General features: G+C 60.8%; 19 protein-coding genes. 7 read left to right on the top strand and 12 right to left on the bottom strand.

Annotated features, from left to right (window positions below; translation table 11 throughout):
* The first annotated feature begins 4 nt into the window (after positions 1 to 4).
* Both ercA and F8A88_RS13110 read left to right on the top strand, forming a co-directional pair.
* Positions 5 to 1171 carry an alcohol dehydrogenase-like regulatory protein ErcA gene (gene ercA, locus F8A88_RS13115; RefSeq protein ID WP_151151623.1) on the top strand — a complete coding sequence of 389 codons (1167 nt, stop codon included), beginning with the start codon at positions 5 to 7 and terminating at the stop codon, positions 1169 to 1171.
* A gap of 1 nt (position 1172) precedes the next feature.
* On the top strand, positions 1173 to 2432 hold the full coding sequence (locus tag F8A88_RS13110) for a PAS domain-containing sensor histidine kinase (RefSeq protein WP_151151622.1): 1260 nt from the start codon (positions 1173 to 1175) through the stop codon (positions 2430 to 2432).
* An 18-nt stretch (positions 2433 to 2450) separates the two neighbouring features.
* On the opposite strand, the gene F8A88_RS13105 is transcribed toward F8A88_RS13110, so the two are convergent.
* A complete protein-coding gene (locus F8A88_RS13105) occupies positions 2451 to 3215 on the bottom strand; it encodes a substrate-binding periplasmic protein (protein ID WP_151151621.1) in 765 nt (254 codons plus the stop codon).
* A 140-nt stretch (positions 3216 to 3355) separates the two neighbouring features.
* Between F8A88_RS13105 and F8A88_RS13100 the strand changes: the two genes are divergently transcribed.
* The 5 genes from F8A88_RS13100 to F8A88_RS13080 all read left to right on the top strand — a co-directional run bounded on the left by F8A88_RS13100 (position 3356) and on the right by F8A88_RS13080 (position 11676).
* The gene (locus F8A88_RS13100) at positions 3356 to 7474 is read left to right on the top strand and encodes a PAS domain S-box protein (protein ID WP_151151620.1); all 4119 of its coding nucleotides are present in this window, start codon (positions 3356 to 3358) and stop codon (positions 7472 to 7474) included.
* A 5-nt stretch (positions 7475 to 7479) separates the two neighbouring features.
* Entirely contained in the window at positions 7480 to 8289 is an 810-nt protein-coding gene (locus F8A88_RS13095; RefSeq protein WP_151151619.1) for a glycosyltransferase family 2 protein, read from the top strand.
* Positions 8290 to 8412: 123 nt separating this feature from the next.
* Entirely contained in the window at positions 8413 to 9375 is a 963-nt protein-coding gene (locus tag F8A88_RS13090; protein WP_241667455.1) for an HD-GYP domain-containing protein, read from the top strand.
* Between the two features lie 127 nt (positions 9376 to 9502).
* The gene (locus F8A88_RS13085) at positions 9503 to 10555 is read left to right on the top strand and encodes a GGDEF domain-containing protein (protein WP_151151618.1); all 1053 of its coding nucleotides are present in this window, start codon (positions 9503 to 9505) and stop codon (positions 10553 to 10555) included.
* Positions 10546 to 11676, top strand: a complete 1131-nt coding sequence (locus F8A88_RS13080) for a type 1 periplasmic-binding domain-containing protein (RefSeq protein WP_151151617.1) — start codon at positions 10546 to 10548, stop codon at positions 11674 to 11676. The genes F8A88_RS13085 and F8A88_RS13080 overlap by 10 nt, the downstream gene beginning before the upstream one ends.
* Here the strand turns inward: F8A88_RS13080 and F8A88_RS15795 are convergent.
* From F8A88_RS15795 to F8A88_RS13030, 11 genes are all read right to left on the bottom strand, one after another.
* Positions 11660 to 11821 carry a hypothetical protein gene (locus tag F8A88_RS15795; protein ID WP_161598420.1) on the bottom strand — a complete coding sequence of 54 codons (162 nt, stop codon included), beginning with the start codon at positions 11819 to 11821 and terminating at the stop codon, positions 11660 to 11662. The two genes, F8A88_RS13080 and F8A88_RS15795, sit on opposite strands and share 17 nt — an antisense overlap.
* Positions 11822 to 11841: 20 nt before the next feature.
* Positions 11842 to 14415, bottom strand: coding sequence for a methyl-accepting chemotaxis protein (locus F8A88_RS13075; protein WP_161598419.1), 2574 nt, complete (start codon positions 14413 to 14415; stop codon positions 11842 to 11844).
* A 169-nt stretch (positions 14416 to 14584) separates the two neighbouring features.
* Positions 14585 to 15607 carry an HD-GYP domain-containing protein gene (locus F8A88_RS13070; RefSeq protein WP_151151615.1) on the bottom strand — a complete coding sequence of 341 codons (1023 nt, stop codon included), beginning with the start codon at positions 15605 to 15607 and terminating at the stop codon, positions 14585 to 14587.
* Between the two features lie 69 nt (positions 15608 to 15676).
* The gene (locus tag F8A88_RS13065; protein ID WP_151151614.1) at positions 15677 to 15904 is read right to left on the bottom strand and encodes a competence protein ComEC; all 228 of its coding nucleotides are present in this window, start codon (positions 15902 to 15904) and stop codon (positions 15677 to 15679) included.
* Positions 15905 to 16049: 145 nt separating this feature from the next.
* Positions 16050 to 17492: a DNA integrity scanning protein DisA nucleotide-binding domain protein gene (locus F8A88_RS13060; protein ID WP_151151613.1), complete on the bottom strand. Its 1443-nt coding sequence runs from the start codon at positions 17490 to 17492 to the stop codon at positions 16050 to 16052.
* 86 nt (positions 17493 to 17578) lie between these two features.
* Positions 17579 to 18064: a KdsC family phosphatase gene (locus tag F8A88_RS13055; RefSeq protein ID WP_151151612.1), complete on the bottom strand. Its 486-nt coding sequence runs from the start codon at positions 18062 to 18064 to the stop codon at positions 17579 to 17581.
* A 3-nt stretch (positions 18065 to 18067) separates the two neighbouring features.
* Positions 18068 to 21283 carry an efflux RND transporter permease subunit gene (locus tag F8A88_RS13050; RefSeq protein ID WP_151151611.1) on the bottom strand — a complete coding sequence of 1072 codons (3216 nt, stop codon included), beginning with the start codon at positions 21281 to 21283 and terminating at the stop codon, positions 18068 to 18070.
* A gap of 18 nt (positions 21284 to 21301) precedes the next feature.
* Complete coding sequence (locus F8A88_RS13045; RefSeq protein ID WP_241667454.1) at positions 21302 to 22387, bottom strand: efflux RND transporter periplasmic adaptor subunit; 1086 nt, start codon at positions 22385 to 22387, stop codon at positions 21302 to 21304.
* Positions 22388 to 22403: 16 nt separating this feature from the next.
* Positions 22404 to 23036 carry a TetR/AcrR family transcriptional regulator gene (locus F8A88_RS13040; RefSeq protein WP_151151610.1) on the bottom strand — a complete coding sequence of 211 codons (633 nt, stop codon included), beginning with the start codon at positions 23034 to 23036 and terminating at the stop codon, positions 22404 to 22406.
* Positions 23037 to 23155: 119 nt separating this feature from the next.
* Positions 23156 to 23656, bottom strand: coding sequence for a DUF2867 domain-containing protein (locus F8A88_RS13035; protein WP_151151609.1), 501 nt, complete (start codon positions 23654 to 23656; stop codon positions 23156 to 23158).
* Positions 23646 to 24296: a TetR/AcrR family transcriptional regulator gene (locus tag F8A88_RS13030; RefSeq protein ID WP_151151608.1), complete on the bottom strand. Its 651-nt coding sequence runs from the start codon at positions 24294 to 24296 to the stop codon at positions 23646 to 23648. The genes F8A88_RS13035 and F8A88_RS13030 overlap by 11 nt, the downstream gene beginning before the upstream one ends.
* Positions 24297 to 24670: the final 374 nt, after the last annotated feature.

Here is a 24670-nt window from a genome sequence, read left to right as displayed (position 1 = left end):
ACCCATGTCCGAGACAGGAGCCTCGCTCAGAAAATTCGTTGCCCCGGAGTTCATCTTCGGCAACGGTGCCCGCATGCTTGCCGGGCAATATGCCCGCAATCTGGGGCTACGCCATGTGCTGCTGGTAACCGGCCCTCACCTCATGGAGCTTCCGTGGCCCCATGACGTCATGAGCAGCCTGAAAAAAGCCGGGGTCGGCTACACGCTCTTCAGCGACATTCTGCCCAACCCCCGGGACCATCAGGTCATGGCTGGCGCGGAAACATTCCGAAAAAACGGATGCGACGCCCTTGTGGCCGTGGGCGGCGGCAGCCCCATGGACTGTGCCAAGGCCATCGGCATTGTGGTCACCAACGACCGCGACGTGCTGGAATTCGAGGGTGCGGACAACGTGGAAATCCCGGGCCCGCCCCTGATCTGCGTCCCCACCACATCGGGCTCGGCAGCGGATGTCTCCCAGTTCAGCATCATCAGCGACACCGCACGCAAGGTCAAAATCGCCATTGTCAGCAAAACCATGATTCCGGACGTTTCCATGATCGACCCGGAAACCACCACGACCAAAAGTCCCGAACTCACGGCCCACACCGGACTGGACGCGCTGACCCATGCCATCGAGGCGTACGTCTCCAATGCAGGCTCCCCCTTCACCGACCTGCATGCGCATAAAGCCGTGCAACTGGTCGGCCAACACCTGCTCCGGGCCATAAACAAGCCCGACGACATGGAGGCCCGTGCGGGCATGGCTCTGGCAAGCACCCACGCGGGGCTGGCCTTTTCCAACGCCATTCTCGGCGCTGTCCATGCCTTGGCCCATAGCCTGGGCGGCTACCTCGACCTGCCCCACGGCCAATGCAACGCCCTGCTGCTGGACCACGTCATGGCCTGCAATTTTGACAACGCCGCAGACAAGTACTTCGAAATAGGTAGGCTTCTGGGCGCTGAAACGAATGACGAATCGTCATACGAAAAGCGCAAGATGACCACGCTGGACGCGGTGGCCTCGCTCAAACGGGCTGCCGGGGTCACACAGGGGCTTGCCGAACTCGGCGTTTCCTCGGCAGACTTCGAGAAGCTGGCGGAGCACGCCCTGCTCGACCCCTGCATGCTCACCAACCCCAAAGAAATCTGTGCCAACGATATCAGGGCAATACTTGAGGCAGCGCAATAACGTGGATCCCAAAAAAGACAGTCAACGCAACCGGCTCATGGGTCTCGGCGACCGTTCGCTGAGCAAAAGCTATTATCCGGAGTTGCGGCAACGACTTGAGGAACTGGAGCATTTTCGTGAGCTGCTGAACACCATCAACGACACCATCCTGTTCGTTGAAACCGACACGGGACGCATCAGCACCGTGGTCGGCGCCGCCCACTCCATGCTGGGGTGCACCCCCGAAGAACTGACAGGAACCGTTTTCGCGGACATGCTACCGCCGCACATACGCAAGCACGCGGACGCGCTTTTTGCAGGGAAACGGGAGTTCACCACCCTTGAAGCCGAGGTCCAGCCGCCGGGCTGTAACGCCTCGGTTCTCGTGGAACTGAAAATCCGCGTTCCGTCCGAAGACGCACACGGTCCCGTCATCATCGTGGCCCGCGACATCCGGGAGCGCAAACAGGCGGAGGAGGAAGCCAAGCGGCACAGCATGGAGCTGGAAACGCGCGTTCGCCAACGAACGCAGGCCCTGAAACAGGCCAACCAGGCCAAGGACGAATTCGTATCCTTCATCAGCCACGAGTTGCGCACGCCCATGACGTCCATACTCGGATTCACGTCACTGATACGCAAGAAGCTGGCCCGCACCATCTTCCCGAACATGCACAACCCGGACGAAAAAACCATCCGCGACCAACACAAGATATTGGATAATCTGAACATCATCATGCAGGAAGGCAACAGGCTGACCACGCTGATCAACGACACGCTGGACCTGAGCAAGCATGAGGCCGAACGCATTGAATACACCATGCGCACCGATTCCATTGTTCCGGTAATCGAACAGGCCATGAACGCGGCACAGGGGATCTTTGACGCCGCCGACATCGTGCTGCAGACCCATATTGCGGACAATCTGCCCCCGGTTACAGCAGATGCCGACAGGCTGGTGCAGGTGTTGCTGAACCTGCTCTCCAATGCGGCCAAGTTTTCCGAAGCGGGCAGCACGGTTCATGTGCGGGCGCAAACGGCCGGAACATACGTGCTGATCAGTGTGGAAGATTCGGGACCCGGCATCGAACCGGACATGCAGGATGCGGTTTTCGACAAATTCACCCAGGCGAATGCAGCCCGAAAAGGAAGCAACAAGGGCACCGGACTGGGGCTGGCCATCTGCCGTCACATCATTGCGGCCCACGGCGGCCGCATCTGGGTGGAAAGCGAACCCGGCAAAGGCAGCACCTTCACCTTCTCCCTGCCCACGGCCCGCAGCTGAGCGGGCTCCCCTTTCCGCCTAAAATCGAAAGAGATACCGGCGCGCTATGGAATTGTAGGTTCCGTCTCGGTACATGGACTGCAAGGCCTTGCCCAGACGTGCGGCCACACCCTCCAGCCTCTCGGACAATGCCGCGCGGGAAAAACCGATATAGGCCGGCCTGCGACTGCGCACGAGCTTGGGCAGATAGACCACGGTATTGGTCATGCCCATACGGTTGAGCTGGTAATGGGTGGTGTCCAGCTGCCCCACGAAACCGTCGATCTCACCCTTGAGCAGCCCGCCCACGCACGACGCCTCGTCCACATAGGCCCTGGAGGTGAAAATTCCGTTTTTCGCTGCCTGCTGAAACCCGTCGCTCATGGCGAACCCGCCGATGGAGCCGATGCGCTTGCCGCGCAGGTCGTCCCATGAATCAAAGGCCAGCCCGCTGCCCACGCGCGTGAACAGGCCGTAGTCGCTGTAGTGCATCACGGCCCGGTCCACGAAAAGCACGTCCTTTTCGCGCTCCGGAGTGCGGAACAGGGAAAACGCAGCGTGACACTGTCCCGTATGCAACCGCTTCACCAAATCCTCCCATTCCACAAGCTGCAGGGAATAGTCCACGCCGGCCCGCTTGCACGCTTCGGCAAAGACCTCCACGTCGATACCCGAGGGCTTGCCGTTCTGAATCATGGAATACGGGGCGAAATCGCGGTCGGACAAGACCCTGAGCTGTTCGGAGGCCAGGGCGGAGCCTGTACCCAGCAACAGTGTCAGGACAATCAGCAGCAGGCGTTTCATACACTCTCTCCAGGCGGTTGTGGTGCGGGCGGGGCGCCCTCATGCAGATACATGGCAAACAGGGACAACACAAGCGCGTTAGCTGGAAAAGGCCCAACATGACACATGATATTGTCAGCGATACGTGCTAAACACCCGTCATGGGCAACAACAAGCGAAAAACGGCCATAAGCCCGGCACGCATACTCGTCATTGACGACGACGAACGCTACACCACGCTGGTCAGCCTGCTGCTGCAGGGGCTGGGATACGAAGCCCTGACCGCAAACGACGGCAGCCCCGGACTCGAACTGTTTCGCAACGAACAGCCGGACGCGGTGCTGGTGGATCTGCGCATGCCCGGGCTGGACGGCATCCACGTGGTGGAAGCCATTGCCAACGAAGCCCCGGACGTGGCCCTGATCGTGCTTTCCGGCGAAGGCTCCCTCGAGGATGCCATTTCGGCCATGCGGCTGGGCGCATGGGACTACATCATAAAAAGCGAAACCGTGCGCGAAGATATTGCCCAGGCCCTGGACAAGGGCCTTGACCGGGTTGCGCGGCTGCGCGAAACCCAGCGGCAACATGACGAGCTCCGTCAGCTTGCCGAAGACCGGGCAGACAGGCTGACCCGCACCAACAAACAGCTCAAGCGGGAAATCCGGGAACGCAAAAAAGCGGAAAAGGCCCAGCGCGAACAGCTTGAATACCTGCAAACCATCATCGACGTCCTGCCCCACCCGGTGTTCATGAAAACCGTCGATGGCCGCTATACCGGGTGCAACAAACGTTTCGAGGAAATCTCCGGCGTCAGCCGCGCACAATTGCTGGGCTGCACGGCCTTTGACGTGTTCGACCACGCCACGGCCACACTTTTTTCCGACAAGGACAAATGGCTGCTGGAAAACCACACCATTCAGGAATACGAGCACACCATGGAGACCACGACCAGCTCTGCCGAGCACATGCTGGTCCGCAAGGCCACCTACGGCCCAAAAGACGCGCCCGAAGGCATCGTGGGCGTCATGACCGACATCACCGGCATAAAGCGCGTGGAACAGCAACTGCGCGAAAGCGAACACTGGCTCAGAAACCTGCTCGACCTCTCGCCCCTGCCCGTCATCATCTCCGAACTGGAAACACACCGCATTCTCTTTGCCAATCAGGCCTGTTGCCGGGCCGTGGATGCCCAGAATCTTGAAGGCAAAAAAACATCCGACTTCATTGTGGACCCCAAAGAAGTAACTGCGATCAGCCAAACCCTGCAAAAGAACAAGGCGCTTTCCAACCTTCGCCTCCTGCTGCAAAGCGCGAAAGGCCGAAAAATATGGGTGCAGGCGTCCACCCTGCTCATCGAATACGAAGGCAAGACCGCGTCGTTCACCTCGTTCATGGATGTGACCGAGCACAAACGGCTCGTGGACACGCTCAGCCGCTACGAGTTCATTGCCAACGCGGCTCAGGACCACATGACACTGGTGAACAGGGACTACGAATATGTGGCCGTGAACCGTGCCTATGTTGAACGATACGGCGGCACAGCGGCAGAGATACTGGGCCGTACCGTTGCCGAAATATGGGGCGAAGAACTTTTCAACACCTCCATCCGGCGGCATCTGGAAGACTGCTTCACCAACGGAAGGGAAGTTTCCTACCGGGCGTGGATCCCGTTTTTCAGTCAGGAGGAACGCTACTTCGAGGTCCGGCTCTACCCCTACAAGACCGCCTCCGGAACAACCACCCACGTTGTGGTTGTTTCACGCGACATCACCGAGGAGGCCCTTGCCCATGCCCGCATCGTGGAAAGCCGCGAACACTTCCGGGCCATATTCAGCAACTCCATCGACCCCATCGTGCTCTTTGACCCGGACATGACCATCACGGACCTGAACCCGGCAGCGCAGGAAGTCTTTCGCCTCACGCTGCAACAGGCTGTGGGACAGGATATTCGTGTTCTGGGCATGAGCCACGACCAGCATGAACGGTTCCTCCAGTCCAGCACCCCGTTTCTGGAACGCACGGGGTCATGGATCGGTGAATGGGAATTCTATCCGGACAAAACCCACAATATCGTGGCCGAAATTTCCATTTCCATCATGCCCAAACGGCCGGGCGGCCCCCCGGCAGGCTATGCGGCCATCATCCGCGACATATCCGACCGCAAGGCCGCCGAGCGCAAATTGCGCGAAACCCTCGACGAAATGGAAGCATTGTACCAGAACACGGTCATCGGCATAGCCATGACCAAATCCGGCCGCATCGTGCGCATCAACGACCGGGGCGCCGAGGTGTTCGGGTTCGCTCCCGAAGCCCTGCTGGGCAAACGGATTTCCTATCTGTTCACGGGCGAGGAGGAATACGGACGCTACCGCCGCGAATGCCGCAAATCCATTGCCGAAACCGGCCAGTATTCCATTGAACGGTCCTTCGTGCACAAGGACGGCACCCAGTTCTGGTGCAGTTTCTACGCAAAGCCCGTGGACAACCGGGACATGAGCCAGGGAATCATCTGGGCCTACATCGACATCACCGAACGCCGCTACAACCAGTCCGTGGCCGAGCTGCTCTACCAGATTTCCAACGCCGTGAGCCTGACCACGGACCTGAACGCCCTGTTCCGGCGCATCAACGACGCCCTGAACCAGCACATGGACGCGAGCAACTTCTTCATCGCCCTGCTCAGCCCGGACCGCAACACGCTGGTGTTCGAATATTTCAGGGACAAATACGACCCGTGTCAGGGCAGTACCTTCGACATGAACGACAAGAAAGCGGCCAGCATGTCCGCCCACGTCATCCGCACGGGGCGCCCCCTGTTCGTTACCGCGGAAAAACATCCAGAAACAACGGACCACAACAACGAACAGGGCCCCATATACATGACGCGCAAGGAATTCATGCGCATGTACAACGTGGCCGAAAAAAACATCCTCGGCGTGCCGTCCCGGGCGTGGCTGGGCGTGCCCCTGAACGTGGGCGGCAAGGCCATCGGGGTCATGGCCGTGCAGCACTACGAGAACCCGCGCCATTACACTGTCGGCGACATCGACCTGCTCATGGCCGTTTCCGAACAGACCGCGCTGGCCATCGAACGCAAGATGAACGAACAGGCGCTTCGCGAGGCCAAGGCGCTGGCCGAGGCCGCCAACGAAACCAAGAGCGAATTCCTGGCCAACATGAGCCATGAGATCCGCACCCCCCTCAACGGAGTGCTGGGCATGCTGCAGCTCTGCCAGACCACCGAACTGGACGAAGAGCAGAAGGACTACGTGCAGACCGCGCTGGCGTCGGGCCGCAGCCTGCTCTCCATCATCAACGATATTCTGGACTTTTCCAAGATCGAGGCGGGCAAGCTGGACGTGATCCGGGAGCGGTTCAACGTCTACAATGTGGTGGAAGACGTGCTGCAGACTTTCCGGGACCAGGCCGAAGCCAAGGCCGTGGCCCTTTCCTGCGTTACAACGCCGGACATTCCGGCCCCGCTCATGGGCGGCAAGGGCCGACTGCGCCAGATTCTCTTCAATCTGGTGGGCAACGCCATGAAATTCACGGAGTACGGATCCATCACGGTCAGCGTCTCCCTGCAGCACACGGGTTCCGGCCCGGAAAAGGCACGGCTGCTGTTCGTGGTCTCGGATACGGGCATCGGCATTCCCGCGGAAAAACTCGACCATATTTTCGAGCCGTTCACGCAGGTGGACGGCTCGTCCATGCGCCGCCATCAGGGAACCGGGCTGGGACTGGGCATCGTCAAGCGACTCATCGGCCTGCTCGGCGGGTCCATGTCCATGGTCAGCGAACTGGGCAAGGGCACGGATATCTATCTCTCCATCCCCTTTGACCGCGAGAACGTCTGCCCGGCCCCAGAATCAGCAGACGTCTCCGGAAACGGGCGCCGCGGCCTGCACATCCTCGTGGTGGAGGACAACCGCATCAACCGCCTGTTCGCGGCCCGCATGTTCGGCAAGCTCGGCCATGTTGCCGAAACCGCCCGCAACGGCGAAGAAGCCCTGAACCTGCTGCAAAAACGGTCATTCGATGCCATCTTCATGGACGTGCAGATGCCGGGCATGGACGGCATAGAAGCCACCCGCCGCATCCGCAACGCCACTTCCGGCATGGTTGCGGACCCGGAACTGCCCATCGTGGCCATGACCGCCCACGCCATGCGCGGCAACAGAGAACAGTTCCTGGCCGCAGGCATGGACGAATATATTGCCAAACCCATTGAAATAGAAGAAGTTCAAACCGTTCTTCATCAACTCTTTCCCGAGGCGTGACCACCATGAGCCGAACCCGCGTATCCATTGTCATTCCCAACTACAACTACGGACGCTTCCTGCCCCGGCTGGCCCTGAGCCTGACCAACCAGACCATCGGCATCGACGTGTGCGAAATCATCGTTGCGGACGACGGCAGCACCGACGAATCCATGGCCATGCTCTGCCATCTGGACGAACTGCCCAGCGCCGGATTCCGCGTGGTGGAGCTTGAGCACACGGGCGATCCGGCCCGGGTATGCAACGCAGGCCTTGAAGCGGCCTCGGCCCCGTATGCCGTGTGTCTGGACCCGGACGACCTGCCCTCGCCCGAATGGCTGGCCGCATGCGTGGCCACGCTGGAAGAACAACCGCGCACCGGGCTGGCCTATACGCACTTCATCCGCTCCGAGGCCGGAGATTGCCGACGCATGGAACTGCCCGGGTACAGTGCCGGGGAACTGGCCCGGCGCAACATAACGGCTCCGGCCCCGCTCATGCGCAGGGAGGTTTTCGAAGCCTCGGACGGATACCGCGCCAACACCGCGTATTACAAATGGGATTTCTGCATACAGGCCGCAGTGAACGACTTCGGGCTCTATCGCGTGGATGCCACCTACTATGCCCACATGATTCATGGCGAAAACCTCTCGCTGACCGCCCCGGCCAACGACGGCCAGGCCAAGGCGAACGTGGTGCGCAACAATCCGGATTTCTTTCCGGAAAAAGTTGCGGACTGGGCCCGGGCCCTGCTTGATGGTGAACCGTGGGCAGACCCGTTTGCCGCCGGGACCATACCGGACGGACCGGCTGTGGAAAAAATGTTGAAAAAATAGAAAATTACCAGCGTTGTCAATTAGACTTGGCAACAATTACGCAAAAAGGGCAGATCAACGCCTTTAGCGCTGGCAATTCCAATTCTTTTGTACTATGGCTCCTGCATGGAACCAAGCACGGCAATGTCTCGTCCGGTTTCGTATTTTCCCATATCGCCCATGATGCTGTTCCCCAACGCTATGGGGAGCTTTTCGGTCTACCTCTGGCAGGGGAACGACTTCGTCCTGTACACGCGCTCCGGCCAGACGTTCACCGAAAAACACCGGCAGACGCTCTACAACAACGGCGTCAAGGAAATATACGTCCAAAGCGAAGACAAACCCCACTACGAAAAATACATCGAGGAAAACCTCGGCTCCATCCTCACCAACGAGGCCCTGCCCCTGGAAGACCGCTCCAGGGTCTTTTACGAGGCGTCCTCCAGCGTGGTGCAAAGCGTCTTCAGCAACAAGCTGCCCGGCGCGCTCAGTTCCGCCTATTTCAACAGGGTCAGCGCCGTTGTCGAAAACAGCATCCGCTTTCTCTCTTCCGGCCACTCCCTTTCCACGCTCGGGCCCTTCATTTCCCACGACTACAAGACCTATACGCACTGCATCCATGTATTCATCTTTCTGGTGGCCATCCTCAACACCTATGATCTGGACGAACCCGAAATCTTCGAGTGCGGCCTGGGCGCCATCCTGCACGATCTGGGAAAGACCAAGATCCCGAAAAACATTCTCAACAAACGCGGCGCACTGACCCTGGGGGAACGCGAAATCATCGAGTCCCACCCCATGCACGGGGTTTCCATCTGTTCGCTGCTGCCCCTGAGCCAGAACACCATCAACTGCATCCTCTTCCATCATGAAAAGATGGACGGCAGCGGATACCCCGCGGGGCTGCGCGGCGACGACATCCCCCTGCCCGTCCGCGCCATAGCCATAGCCGACATCTATGATGCCCTGACCTCGGCCCGCCCCTATGCGGACGCCATGGCTCCCTACGAGGCGCTCAAGCTCATGCGCCACAAGATGCACAAGGAACTGGACATGGATGTTTTCAAACGCCTGGTGGCCGTGCTGGGCGGCGCCAACATGCTCTGAGTTTCCACAGCCCCTCCCCGCATTCCCCTACATCCCGGAATTTATGCTTTGCCCGTTGCATTGATCATGGGCTATGTTTTTCAGACCGTACGACCAGCTCCCGAACGCATGCAACAGGCAGGAGACAATGAGCACGGACAATAGCCCGGAATACCTCGAAGAACTGCACGCACTGCTCCAGGAATTCAACATCACCTCGGAACTGGAGTGGGTGGCCGTGGTCCTGTTCGTCCGCAACCTGATACGGGACCTTTCCATCTTCACGGACAAACGCAAGGCCGACCTCCAGCAGGAGGTCTTCGCGGTCCTGGGCACCAAAGATCTCTCTGCCGAGCAATACGAGCGCGTGGTGGAAAAAATCGAAGTGTTCGTCATGCACAACGCGGCCACACTGGAGCTGGAAACCGCCCTGGCCGAGGAAAAACGCTCGGCAGCCGCCCTGCTCGGGGAAATGAATTCCCTCATCAACATGATCCGCGGCACGCAGGAGATGCAGCAGACATCGCTCACGAAATTCGAAGACAAGACCGTGGGCGTGATCCGCGAATCCGAAGACCGTTCGGTCATCGTTTCCCGCGTGCGGCAAATGTTCAAGGAACTGGTGGCTGAATTCCGGGAAGAAACCCGGGAATGGGAAAGCTTTGCCACGGAGTTGCAGCGCACGGCCACCTTCGACCCCTTGCTCACCGAGCTTTACAACCGCCGGGCATTCGACGCCACCCTGATCTCGGCGGCGCGCACCGGCCACGACCAGGACCCGCCGCCCACGCTGATGATGATCGACGTGGACAAGTTTAAACGCGTCAACGACGAATGGGGGCACCAGGCCGGCGACGAGGTGCTCAGGACCCTGGGACGCATCGTCAATTCGCAGGCCATCCAGTACAACGGATTCGCGGCCCGCTACGGCGGGGAGGAGCTGGTGGTGCTGGTGCATGGCATTGACAGGGAAACCGCCAACATCAAGGCCGAGGCCATCCGGCTGGACGTGGAACGCCACACGGTTCCGATGCGCCGGGAAAAGGATGCCCCTCCCACACCGCTGTCCTTCACGGTCAGCATCGGCGTGGCCCAGCTGGAGCCGGGCTGGGGTCCGGGCGACCTTGTGCGCGCCGCGGACAAGGCCCTGTACCGCGCCAAGGAGAACGGTCGAAACCGGGTGGTGGCCCATTGGGAGTGATATCCGGTCCGGTCCGCCTGCTGCACACGACAGCCCTTCTTGTTTTGCTGTGCGCATGGGCGCTGCCCTGCCGCGCAAACCTGCTCCTGCTCCACTCGGATTCGGCAGGCTCGCCTGCGGCGGCCTGCGTGCTTCAGGGCATGCAACAGGCCTTGGACGCCCACGGCGTGCACACGGACATCCTGCAATACCACCTCGGTGCCGACCGCAACGACAGCGAGGAGCATTTCGACGACATGGCCGAGGCGCTCGCCCGCCTGCTGAAGGAACACCCGATTCAGGGCGTGACCTGCGACGGTGATGCCGCTCTGGCCGTGCTGCAACGCTACCGGGCCTCGCTGTTCGGCACGATTCCCGCCACATTCTGCAATGTCGATCACTTTGAGCCGCGCATGGGCCGCGATGGCAACTGTACGGGCCTGACAACCGAGCCGGGGGTGGCCCCCCTGCTGGAAACCATGCTGGCCCTGCATCCCGAGGCGCGTACCGTGGTCGTGTTCACGGACCACACTCCGGAAAGTTACGAAATTCGCCACGCGGCGCAGGAAGTTTTCTCGCGGCATATGGACCGCATGCAACTGGTGCTGCCCGGGTTCGAGGCCGGACGGGAAGCCGGCCTGGACAAAAAACAGGTCGTGCGGATAGCCCGGAACATGCCTGCTGACGGCCTGGTGCTGCTGGCGCGCTTGACCCGAGATGGAAACGGCTCGTTCATCGACCAGCCTGAACTGGCCCGGACCATGGCCGCATCCTGCCCGGTGCCGGTCTATGTTCTGCACGAGGCGGACATGGCCGCTGGCACGGCCGGTGGATACGTGACAAACGAGAAGGAACAGGGACGCATGGCAGCGCAGGCCCTGCTGGCGCTCATGCAGGGGCACTCCCTTTCCGAATTCCCGGTGACCAGTCTTCCGCGCCAGTGGCGGTTCCACAAAGCACCTCTGCAAAAGGCCGGAGCCGACCTTGCTGCGCTGCCGCCAAACGCCCTTGTGGACGGAAAACAACAACAAACCGCAACAACATGGTTCCCCCTGCCGCCGGGCATGGCCGCACTGGGCGGCGTCCTCATTGGCCTGCTGGCGGTGCTGCTGATGCGCAAACGGCCTAGAAACCGGCAATGATCAGGGCGTGCAGCCCTGCGGCAACGCCCAAAAAAGCTGCGGCAATGCGGACCATGTGCACGGTGTGTGCGCGAACCATATTTCCCAGTTCCGGGGCGCGGCGCGCCTGCCGGGCAAGCAGTTCCCTATCGCAAATCCAGAGCATCACAACCCTCCTTGCTGTTTTCAGGAAGTCAGTTCCTGCGCCGTGGGACGGATATCCGCGGCAAATACGCCCTTGGGAACGCCGTCCCCGTTCATGACGGGTGCTGAAATGGTCAGACAATAGTCGTTGACCACTTCCGAATAGTAGATATTGGACACGTAGGTTTCGCCGGTGCGCAGCGGCTCGGTGTGCCAGTCGCGGTCGGTCCAGTCCTTGTCGCAGAGATCGGCGCCCAGCGTGCACACCGCGCCCGGAGCCTGGGCAAAATCCGTAATCATGCGCCCGTTGGCGTCCGTAACCCAGACCATGTCCAGATACTCCTTTTCACGCACCAATGAATCGAGAACGGCCTTGAGCGGACCGGGAGCCATATCCCTGACGGCCGGCTGCGTGGCCAGCTTTTCCACTTCGTCCTGAACCCTGCCCTCGCCCAGCATGCGAAACAGCCCGTACAGACGCGTGAGCGCGTCTATCTGCCGGGTGATGCGCGAGATGGCCTGCCCGGTCTCGTTCACGGCCTCGGCCGTGCCCAGTGTGACCTTGTCCACCTCGCCCACGGCAAGGGATATCTCTTCACCGGCAAGAGATTGCTGTTCGCTGGCCCGGGCAATGCCCTGCACCTGCTCCGAGGTGACGCGAAAATGGTCCATGATCTCGTTGAGCACGGCCCCGGATTCCCCGGCCATGCCGTTGGCGCGCTCCACCGCGCCCGAGGCCCGGTCCATGCCCTCCATGTTGGTGTGCACACCTTCCTGAATGGCCTTGATGCTCTGGCCCACCTCGCGGGTGGCGTCCATGGTTTTCTCGGCCAGCTTGCGCACTTCGTCCGCCACCACCGCGAACCCGCGCCCGGCCTCTCCGGCGCGCGCCGCCTCAATGGCCGCATTCAGCGCCAAAAGGTTGGTCTGGTCCGCAATGTCGGAAATCACGTTCATGACCCGGCCGATGCCCTTGGCCTTTTCCCCGAGGTCCCCGGCCTCTTCCTTGAGCTGCACGGTGATCTGGCTGACCTCGCCCATGGTCTCCACGGTACCGTGCACCACCGCAGCACCGCTCCGCGCGCGATCCGAAGCGGCCTCCACCGTGGAGGCGGCCTCTTCCGCAGAGCGGGCCACTTCCGCAATGTTGTGGCTCATGGCCTCGATGGCGTCCACGGTCTGCTCCACGCGCATCTGCTGGGAAAGCGCGTTTTCACGGATGTTCTCGGACTCGCGGTTCACCTGTGTGGAGGCGTCGTTCATGCGCGTGACGATATGGCGCAACATGCCGGCCGCCTGCAACATGCCCTTGCGCTGTGCCTGGTCCGCGTCAAAACGGGCCTGCCGCGCCTGACGGGCGTCCTCCAGCGCGGCCTCGGCTTCTTCGGCGCGCTTGCGGGCCGTGTCCCCGGCCTGCTCGGCTTCATGCATCTTGTCGCGCAGGTTGCCCACCATGATCACGATGGCGTCGCGGACCTCGGCCAATTCGGCCTTGAACCGGCCCGTGGCTTCGGCCTCGAGGTCACCGTCCGAAACAGCCCCGGCAAAGGCGCGTAGCGAGTTGAGCGGCTTGAACAGGGCGATGCGCAAAAAGCCGAGGGTAATAAATATGATGCAGACGCAGGAACCGGCCGTGAGCACCAGACCGGCATGTTCCAGCCGGGTCACCCCGGCAAAGGCTTCGTCCGTGTCCATCTGGGCTACCAGCGCCCAGCGCACGTCGCCGATGGAAACCGGCGCATAGGCGGCCAGCACCTCGGTGCCGTCAAATGCCTCGGTGGTCATGGTGCCGGACTCACCCTTCAGGGCGCGGTCAACGGGCTTGATCTTCATGGCCCCGGTTGCCGGACTCCGAAAGGACGCGGCCACGGAATGACGTTCCATGTCCGCAGACAGGTCCGAACGCATGAGACGGTCCGGCCCCACCAGAAAAACCCCGCCCGAATCGCCCATGCCCGCTCTGGCCTTCATGAGCCGGTTCACGGAATCGAGCGAAATGCGCAGGCCGGCCACACCTTCGATCTCTCCGGTGATACGGCGCACGGGCGCAAGAATGAATGCGCTGGGTTCGCCGTCCAGCGGGCCATAGGCATGAAAATCCACGAACACGGTCCTGCCGGAAAGCGCAGTCTTCCACGCCGTGGCCAACGGCGTCCCGGCCATGGTTCCCCTGGCAAGGTCCGCGCCCAGCTCGCGCCCTTTTTTGGCCGTGAACACGATACGCCCGGTATCATCCATGAGCAGGGCGTCATGGTAGCCCATGTCATCCACGAACACGGAAAAATCGCGCTGCACCCGCTTCAGGGCATGGGCGAATTCCTCGTTGCTCACGTCCATGGGCTTGCCCGGCTGGGCGTTGTAAAAGGCGATGTCGCGCAGGCGCACCAGCGCGCTGTACACGCCGCGCGCCTTGGCATAAACCGCCACGTCCTGCTCCCAGGAACGGGTGATGTCTTCAAGGTTGTGCTTTTTGGCCTGGGTGACCGAAGCCAGCTTGTCAAACACTTCGGACCGAAGGCTTTCCGAACCGGAGACGATGCTGTACCCCACCATGCCCGCCAACGGCAAAACGCCGATGATCAGGCAGAAAAAAATCATCTTCACACTGAGTCGCACGTATTCCCCCTCCTTGATCATCCACGAACAGAACGTTCACATGAATGAGTTAGAATGGGGCAGAAATACACGGAATCAAAACAAGGTGAAGCATGATATTGTTACGATCATGCAACATTACATTGCAAAATCAGGCAAGCAATTCAAACCTTTGCAGGGGGGGGGTGAACTAAAACGTGATGTCCTTGAGAAAGGTGACCAGTCCGCGGCTGACGTCGCTGTCGTAGGCTCGGTCCTTGCGGATCAGCTCGGCGGCGGCCTCGGCCGGATCGCGGCCCGGGCAGTGGGGTCGATCCGTGATCATGGCCATGTAGGAATCGGCAACGGCCATGATGCGGCCCAGCTCGCCTATGGCAGAGCCCTTGAGCTTGGCCGGGTAGCCCGAACCGTCCAGCCGCTCATGGTGCTGCATGATGGGATCTTCAATCTCCGGTCCGGTCAGGCCCAGACGGTTGACGATCTCAACACCCTGGCGGCTGTGTTCCTGCATACGCCGCTTTTCGTCCGGCCTGAGCTGCTGGCATTTGTCCGTGACCAGCCGCGAAACCTTGGACATGCCCAGATCGTACAGGAAAAAACCGAGCGCGATGCGGCTCAGGTCGTCCACGGCCACGGCATGATCACGGGCAAGGCAGTACAGGGAAACAGCCACCAGCGAGGCGTTCACCCGCTGCCGCTGGCGCGTGCGGTGGCGATGGGCGGTGGCGGCCAGATGCGCGGCATTGCGGGAATCCACACCCACGAAAACCGCCAGCAAATCCAGTGCCCAACCGAGCATTTCCAGAACATCGGGCCGGGGATTAACGAACATTTCGTCCACCAGCGCCACGAGCTGTTCCGCAAAGATGTCAGCCACGTCCGCAGACGAAAGGTTGGGGTCTTCCACGGCCACGTCCAGACTCGAAGACAGGCACTCAACGTACGAGGCCTGCTGATTGCGCGAAAAAAAGAGCTGCCCGGCTTCGGACAATGCACGGGCCTGCTTGCGCAACTGTTCGGAAAAGGGTGTGCCGGAACGGTACAGGGGAACAAGCACGTTGATCTCCTCCTTGTAGTGGAAAAGATCAAGCGGCAATTCCCGGCGCGGAAAACAATCGAACGACTCGGGGTCGACCTGATTGTACTCCTCGATGTTGATTTCGTCGGCATCCACGGCATTCACCGACTTCCGACCACTGTTATCCAAACCCATGCGCCCTCACGAATCAATGCGTTGTATCTGCTGCAACACTACAATGCCAACGGCCCGGCGTCGATGCCCTTATAACCCGGAAACCGCAAAAGCCGTAAAAAAAACACACGCCCAGAGCACGGCCGACACGAGAAGCCCGGCCGGAATCATCCACCAGCGCAACAGTACGGACCGTCCGCGCAACCGAAAGGTGGCACAGCAGGAAAACAGGGCGGTCGTCATCTGAAAAACAAGGCCGCTCGCGGCCAGCGCAGGCAACAGGAACACCCATACCAATGGGTTGGAAAGCCAGGACACTCCAATGCCTCCCATCACAAACCGCAAATGGAGTCCGGCCTGTGAACAGCTGATTTAATGGTCTGAAAAAAAAGGAAAACCATCGTCAGAAAAACTCTCACTGCAACCCTAGACAACAACCGACCGCAAACTCGCCGCCCGCAAATCAGTCCATGAGCCAGTCCGCCAACAGGGGCGGGGTCGGGCAGCCCCTGATCGGGTTGAAACAGCAGGCCGCGGTCAGTTCGATGCCGTTCTTGATGATGGACACGGGCCGGTCGCTGGAAACCACCACCACGATGATGTCCTCGTTTTCCGCCGTGAACCGCAGCGCGGAGTTGAAACGCGCTCCCCGGCCCCGGTTCTCCCCGGGAACGCTCTTGCCGTCCATGAGGCAGGCGAACCCGTGCAGCTTGAGGTCCGAGCCGATATGCAGGGCACCGTCGATCTTGGCCAGCGAACAGGCCAGCTTGAGGTGGCTCTTTTCCCGCAGGTCGAGCGGCTGGTCGAACCGTTGCCCGGCCGCCGGGACCAGCATGTGCCCCAGGTCGATGATCAGGGTGCAGCCGTGCTTGCGGTCGCGCACGCGGTCCACCAATCCGGTGATGATATGCATCATGTTGTGATGGTTTTCCATGGGCATGGCGGATTCCAGCAGCAATTCCTCCAGCTGCACAAGGTTGGCCTTGAGGTTCTTGGAGTGGAAATTGCCGTCCGAAAAGGTGCAGACCAGCTTGTCCATGAGCATGAGCAACCCGTGCGATCCGCTGAACTGTGCGGCCATGAACGCGCCGGGCATGGGGCCGATGGCCACGCCCACGATGCTGACCCCGTCCGACACCAGCACGCGGCCCGAGTATTCCACGGCCTGCAGCATCTTGCGCACATGCTTGAAGTCTCCGAGCAGGGGGCGCTGGTGCTCGGGAAAGGTGCAGATGAAGCGCACCTGATTCATGTCGCATGGCTCCACCACCACCAGCCGGCCGCGCGGCCAGGCACCCTCTTCCTTGGTGCGCGAAATGCCCAGCACCGCGTCCAGAAACGGATAAACACGGATGCGGGTATCCAGCCGTCCGAGACCGCTGCGCTCGTCCACCAGATGATCGCGCACCGCGTGGATGGCGCAGTTCTGGAGAACGTACCCGGCCGTGTCGATATTCATGATGCTCTGGATCTCGTAGTTCTGCGAAAACAGACGCACCGCGTATTCCAGCCAGCGTCGGGTGGGACCGACCACGCACATGTCCGGGTGTTCCTCGGTGAACCACATCTGGTAGGGCACGGCCTTGGACCGGCCGCCAAAGCAGACCAGACCGGCCAGTTCCAGACCTTCGTAGTGCTCCTCTTCAAGAAAACGGACCTCGGCATCGTCGAACTCCCTGCTTGTGCGCCACTTGCCCGAATGCAGGTAGAATTGCTGCAAACGGGGTTCATGGCCGCGCAGCAGGTGCTGCGGATCATAGACCCGCAAGGGGCCGTTCGGCGATGTGGTGTAGATGAGCGCGGCCCGGCTCGGGCCGGAAAAATGGGACAGGCCGTCGCGCAGCCCGTCCAGAATATGGAAAATGCAGATATTTTCAAAGGAGCTGCGGGGCGATGGAACAGACATGATGCCTCCGGGTCGGGGGAAACGGGCTACGGCCCGTGGTTTGGCATCAATTTACCCGCAAAAACAATCGCATGTCCAGACCGGTATCATTTCAGGACAGCCAGAAACATGTCCGCAAGCTCGCGCACGACCCCATGACCGCCCCGGGCCGAGGTCACCAGATGGGCCATGCCCAGAATTTCCGGGTGCGCGTCCGACGGTGCTGCCAGAACCCCGGCCAGCCGGAACGCGGGCAGATCATTGGTGTCGTTGCCCACGAAAAGTATTTTGGAAAGGTCCACACCGCGCTCCCGGGCAAGTTCGCGCAGCCCCTGCCCCTTGTCCGCGCAGCCGTGCACGGCCGGAATGCCGAGTTTTTCGGCCCGGGCCGCGACAACCGGATTGGTCTCGGTGCTCAGGATGGCCTGTTCCAGCCCCAGCGAACGCATGATGCCCACGCCGTGGCCGTCGCCACGGTTGCAGAACACGGCCTCGGTCCCGTCCTCGCCCACCAGCACCCGGTTGTCGGTCATGACCCCGTCGAAATCATAAACCACCAGCTCGACGTCTTTGAGTTTTTTCGTATTCTGCACGCCCTACTCCTGTTCCGCGGACCCGGCCCGCCTGTTTTTCCTGCCCCGCTTCCATTGCTCGAAACGCATGAGCAGACTCCATTCAACAGGAATGATGAAGAGTGTCAATGCCGTGGCAACACACAGGCCCGTGACGAAGGTGGTGGCCATGGTGCCCCACACCAGCGAATAATAGGGAATGCCTATGGCCATGGGCAACAGCCCCAGCGTGGTGGTCAGTGTGGTCAGCAGGATGGGTCGCAACCGGATACGCACGCCCTCGCGCGCGGCCTCGCTCAGGGACATGCCCCCGCGGTAGAGCTTGTTGATGAAATCCAGCAGCACAAGGGAATCGTTGACCACGACCCCGGTGACCCCCACCGTGGCGATGAAACTGTTGATGGTGAACAGGGACCGGGTCAGGAACGTGCCCCAGACCACGCCGGTGAGCGCGAAAATGACCACGGACATGATCACCAGCGGCTGGGTGTAGCTCTGGAACTGGCAGGCCAGAATGGTGTACATGATCATCAGCGCGATCACAAAGGCCGAGGCCAGCGAGGCAAACGAACGCCCGGTGCTCTCGTATTCTCCGGAAAAGTCCACGGCCGCGCCCGGATACTTGTCCTTGACCGTATTGTAGTAAGCGCGCACGTCATGCACGATGCTGGTTGTGGTCACGGGCGATCCCGGGCGAATGTCCGCGGTCAGGGTCACGGCCCGCTGGCCCTGATAGCGATTGCGCTGACCCGGTTCGCGGTAGGAGCGCACCCCGCACAGGTCGCCGAGGCGCACCGGGCCGGACTGGTGCTCCAGAACCGGTATGTTCAGGGCGTCCTCGGGCGTTTCCAGCCGGTTCGGATCAATCATGAGCTTGAGGTCGATGTCTTCATCCGCCACGCGGAATTCACCAACGAAACGACCATCCAGCACGCTGCCCGCAAGTGCCGCCACCTGATCCTTGGCCAGCCCGAATTCCGCAATGCGCACCGGATCGGGCAGAAAGCGGAACACGCGGTTGTCCGTGCCCGTGTCTGCGTGCAGATCAATGAGGTACGGCGCAATGGCCGTATTGGCGGTCAGCCACGAATGCAGGTCGTTCTTGAGCGCGGCAACGGCCCCGTGGTCCGAACCGAGTATGCGGATGTTCACGTCCTTGCCCGTGGGCGGGCCGTCCTTCTGCGGCCAGACCCTGATCTTCCAGCCGCCCTCGGCAAAGGGCGCCAGATGGCCGCGCACCCATTCCAGCATCTTGAGAGGGTCGTTGTCCGGATTGTCCACGAACGCCTGATTGTCCTTGTCCGGCAATTCCACGATGACGATGCCCAGATTGGACCCGTAGATGCTTTCGTAGTCCGTGTTGATGTCCATGCCCGCAAGCCCGGAGCAGGACACGGCCATGCCCTTGCCCAGCGATTCGATATCGCGGGATATGGCCTTGACCTTGCGCGAGGAGTCTTCCACGGGCGTACCCACCGGTCCGCGCAGGCTCACGTAATACGTTGTGTAATCATCGGGGAAAAACTTGATGCGTATCAGGGGCATGACCCCGGAAACGGACACGCCCAGAATGATCATGGCCATGACAAAGGCCACGGCAATGACGCCGAGGCTCTTCCACTGGTGGCGCATGACGAACACCAACGTCTTGTCCACCCGCGCGCGCAACCGGAGCAGGAAATCCGGGTCCGGGCGCAGACCGTGACTCACGGCCTCTTTGGAGAGCCGACTGGCCCCGGGCCAGTCCAGAATGTGCGAGGGCAGAATGAACAGGCATTCCAGAAGGGAGGCGATGATGGCAAAACTCACGGCCTTGGGCACCAGCGCAAAGAACTCGCCGGTGGAGCCGCTCATGATCAGCATGGGCAGAAACGCGGCCACCGTGGTGGACGTGGCCGCGATCACGGGCAAAAAGACCTCCCCCGTACCGTGGATAACGGCCACGCGCAGGTCCTTGCCCTGCTGGATGTGGCGGTACACGTTTTCCACCACCACGATGGCGTCGTCCACGATGATGCCGCTGACCAGCACAAAGGAAAACAGGGTGATCTCGTTCAGGGAGTTGCCCGTCAGCCACATGATGACCATGGTCACCAGAAAGGAAAACGGCACGCCCACGGTGGTGAGCATGGCGTTGCGAAAGCCCATGACCACCCAGATGCACACGCACACGAGAAAAATGCCCACCAGCAGGTTGGAGCCCAGGGTGCTGATGTTGTCGTCGATGTAGTTGCGCTGGTTCTGGGTCAGGACAGCGGCGACCCCTTCCTTTTCCATGGTCGACTCATAGTCGGCCACGATCCTGCGCACCGAGGATTCGATTTCCAGCGAGTTGCCCTGCGGGGTCTTGAGGATGTCCACGCTCACGCAGTCCTGCCCGTTGACCGAGGCGATCACGAAGGGATCGCGGTATCCCAGCCCGGCATGGTCAATGACGTCGCCCACCGTGACCAGCGAACCGTCCAGATCACGCCGGACCACGGTGGCGGCCACCTGCTCGCGGGTGCGGAACTTCTCGTCCACGAGAATCACGTATTCACCGGTCCGGCTCACGAAATCCCCGGCCGGAATCGTGACGTTGGACTGCTCCAGCGCCCGGGCCACCTCGTCAAAGGTCACCCCGAAGCGCATGAGCTTGTCCGGATCCAGATGCACATGAAATTCACGGGCATATTCCCCGTCTATCTGCACTTCCTTGACCCCGGGGATGCGTTCCAGCGGGACCTTGATCTCCTCGGCCATGAGGGTCAGGGCGCGGTTGGAACGGTCGCCCACAAGGTTGACGCTGACCACGGGCAGCCATTCGCTGATGCGCACCACCATGAACTGGGGCGGGTCCATGGTTGAGGGCAGGTCGTTTTGTACGGTTAACACCTTGAAGCGCAGTTCGTCATACAACCTGTCGTAATCCGTATCGTCCAGAAACTTGACCATGATGCTGGAACGTTCGCGGTAGGAGCGCGACCGCACGAACTCCACGTTTTCCAGATCGTCAAGCGCATCTTCGATCTCACGGGTGACCAGCGCCTCCACCTCGGTGGCGCTGGCCCCGGGCAGGTACGCGGAAATGATGACCTTGCCCATGCGCACGTCCGGGTAGCGTTCCACGGGCAAATCAAACGCGCAAAAAACGCCCACCACCATGAGCAGGACAAAGACGAGGTTGACGAAAACCTTCTGGCGCAGGGTCAGGTCCACCAGCCCCCGCACCGGGCCGAGATGTTGCTTGCCGGGTTCCATATGCTCGTTCCTCCCGGCCTACTTCGCGCTCGCGGCTTCAGGGAATTTCAAAAACCGGTCGCCCACGCGCACGTCCGGGGACGTGACCCGCACGAAACCGCCCGGCGCGCTGCCCAGCAGCACCACCCGCACCCGCTCGTTATCCGGTGTCATCAGAAAATACTCTTCGTAGGCCTTGACCAGAGCCGAGGACGGCACCAACACCGAACCGCCCGGATCCGGCAGATTCAGCACCAGTTCGGTGCGCACTCCGCCCCGGAACGGCAGGTCGCCCGAGGATATCTGCAAATCCACGTTGATCTTGCGCGTTTCCGGGTCAAAACCCGGGGAAACCCGCTCCAGCGTGGCCTGCACCGTGCCGTGGCTGTCCGGCAGATTCAGTGTCACGGTATCGCCCAGAGCCTTGAGCGCGGCATACTCGGTGCTGCTCAGGGCAAAAGGCACCAAAAGCACATCGTAACGGCCCAGTTCGGCCACCTTTTCGCCGGTGTTGACCCATTCGCCCGGCTCGATGTAGCGCTCCACCACCTGCCACCCTTCCGGACCGCGCAGGGTGTGGCGCCGCAACTGCTCTTCCAGCCGCCGTTCCTCGATTTGCAGGCCCTTGAGCTGTTGCAGGGCCGTGGCGTGGTCCCGTTCGTGACTGTCCAGCGTGGATTGCGCCGCAGTCCGACTCTTGACCAGATCACCGTACCGTTCACGCTCGCGCCCGTAAAAGCGCACGTCACTCTTGAGCCGTTTCTGATCCGCACGGTTCTTTTCCAGGTCCAAACGAATAAAGGTGCTGTCCAGCCGGGCAAACAGGCCATCCTTGCCAAGCGTATCGCCCACATCCGCCTGCACATCCTCGACCCGGGCAGAAACTTCGCTCACCAGCGTCATGCGGCTGCGCGCGCGGGTAAAGGCGGTCAGTATGGCCCTTCGCGCGGCCTTGCGCACCGCAAAGGTCTCGGTGGATGCGGGAGCCTTGGCACTGGCCGGCGCAGCCGGCGCCTTTTCTGCCGCTGGCTGGTTTGCACTGGCCTGATCATCGCCGCCCACGCACCCGGCAACAAGCGGCACAGCAATCAAAACCGCAACCAACCACAATGTATTCATTCTCATGACAAATCTCCGAAATTCATGATTTATCTTCTTGTTTACAGTCGCAAGTTGTCCCGGGCCTGCGCAAAAACCGCAATGTTTTTTCCAAAAGGGTGTCCAGATCGCTGTCGCTGAAAACACCGAGCCGCCCGGAAACCGCGAGGCTGGCCAACCCATGCACCCCGGACCACAGCCCGAAGACCACGGCCTCTTCATCCACGTCCCCGAAATAGCCGCTGCGCACCACCTGCGCCATTCTGTTTCGAAAATGGTGATAGGACTGCATCGACTCCTCGGCCAGCTCGCCCTCAAGGTCCACTTCCTCGCACGAAGTACAGAACATCAGATGAAAATCGTCAGGGTTCTCCATGGCAAAACGCAGATAATTGCGCCCGGCGCGCCGCAGCATCTCTTCGGGCTTCTGCGCTCCCTCCTGTGCCAGCTGCCCGGCATGAAATTCCCGGAACCCTTCGTTGCGCAAATGCGAAAGAATGGCCCGCTTGCCCGGAAAATACCGGTATATGGCCGCGGGGCTGTACCCTGCAGCTGCGGCTATGCCGCGCATGGAAACATTGTCGAACCCCTGCCGGATGAACAGACCCTTGGCCGCGTCCAGTATCAGCCGCCGCTTGTGTTCCCGCTCCTGTTCCTTTCTCGCTTGCTTGCCCATGCGACTCCCTAGCAGTACTTCGCCCGAAAAGTAAACACTGTTCACAAATAAAAACAGCGTTTATCTATAATCGTAACACAATGGCGGGATGCGCCGTTTCATGCTGTCCTAGCAGGATGTCACGAAGCCGGCCTGACCGATTTTCTCAAGGACAACCAGACGATCAGGTGGTGAAACGGTCGCACCAGATTGAAATAAACCGGCCCGGTCCAGTGCCGGTAGTGCACGATGGTGGCCACGTGCATGCGGTTATCGCCGTTCGCGAGCGGCTCGCACACGGAAACCAGATAGGCGAGCAGATGGCGGTCTTCGGCCTTGGCGATCCAGTAGTGCCCTTCGGCCGCTTCCACCACCACGAAAGGACCGGCCGTACCGCCCGGTTCCATGGGCACAGACTGCAAGCCCTGCGTGTTGAAATCCGCCTGTTCCAGCCCCATGAGCGCGGCCACGCCCCTTCTCAGGCCGTACAACATGCGCAGCCACCACGGCTTCCAGCCCAGCATGGCCGCCAGATGTTCCCGGTGGCCCACCGGCCCCTGCGCGCTGCGCACGTCCACATGATCCGCGCCGTGCAGCAACGGTCCGACAGCTTCGATCCGGCGAATGTGCTCAAGACTCATGCCCCGCCTCCGTGTTTGCTATACCGGCCCGAAGGCCTTCCACCAGTTGGCGAACCATGGGCAACGCTGCCTGCATGGCCCGCTCTCCGCTGAACGGTTCCACCTGCACGCCGACCACAATGCCGAACATGTAATGGGAAAAACAGGACATGGCCGCTATTTCGCTGTCGGCATCACCGCGAATCTCCCCGCGCTCCCGGGCCGCGTCGAACAACTTGGCCAGCTCACGGATATAACGGTCCGCCTGCTCCTCGTATCGCTCGCCCCAACGGCCGCCCACGAAAAATGACGCCTTGACCGCATGAACGAAAACCGCACCTCCATGGCCATAGAAATCATATTCGCGCTCCAGCAGGAATTCGAGTTGCGCATCCAACGGAGCATCCGGTACGGATTCCAGGGCCGCGAACGACTTTCGCTCGATCTCATCATAAAAGACCGCGTGCATGAGCGAGGTCTTGTCCTTGAAATGCAGGTTCACGCTGCCCAGCCCCACACCGGCGCGAGCCGCTATTTCTCGCACGGTGCCCTTGTCGAACCCCTTTTCCAGAAAGACCTCCCGGGCCGCTTCGAATATGCGGGCGTGCGTTTCGCGCCGTCCCTGCTCGCGCACTCCCTTGCTGTTGTCCGCTCCGGTCATGACTCCTCCTTTTCTACTGGCACCATCGCGCTGCGCTCTCTCTGAACATGTTCACTGAACATGTTCATTGCATGCTTTCATTCACATTGGCAATAAAAACTTAGCGGAAAGAATTTCCTCCGGGAGGAGCAGGGCGCTGCCCTGCACCCGCAAGGGACACGTCCCTTGACCCTGTTCGATTTTGCATTCTGCGAATGCAAAACAGGTTGGTTTGAAAGACAAAAATATCATGACGAGGCGCACAAACAACAGCGGCCCGGTCAGCATCGCTGACCGGGCCGCTCGCCAAAAAATTTGCGGGAGGGGTCCGGGGAGGGGGCTTTTCAAAGCCCCCTCCCCGGTCTTTTTCTCACTCTTCTTCCGGCTAGGATATT

The organism is Pseudodesulfovibrio senegalensis (assembly GCF_008830225.1).
Classification (GTDB): Bacteria; Desulfobacterota; Desulfovibrionia; order Desulfovibrionales; family Desulfovibrionaceae; genus Pseudodesulfovibrio; species Pseudodesulfovibrio senegalensis.
Note: the sequence above shows the minus strand (reverse complement) of the source record. Positions and strands in the feature narration are given on the sequence as shown.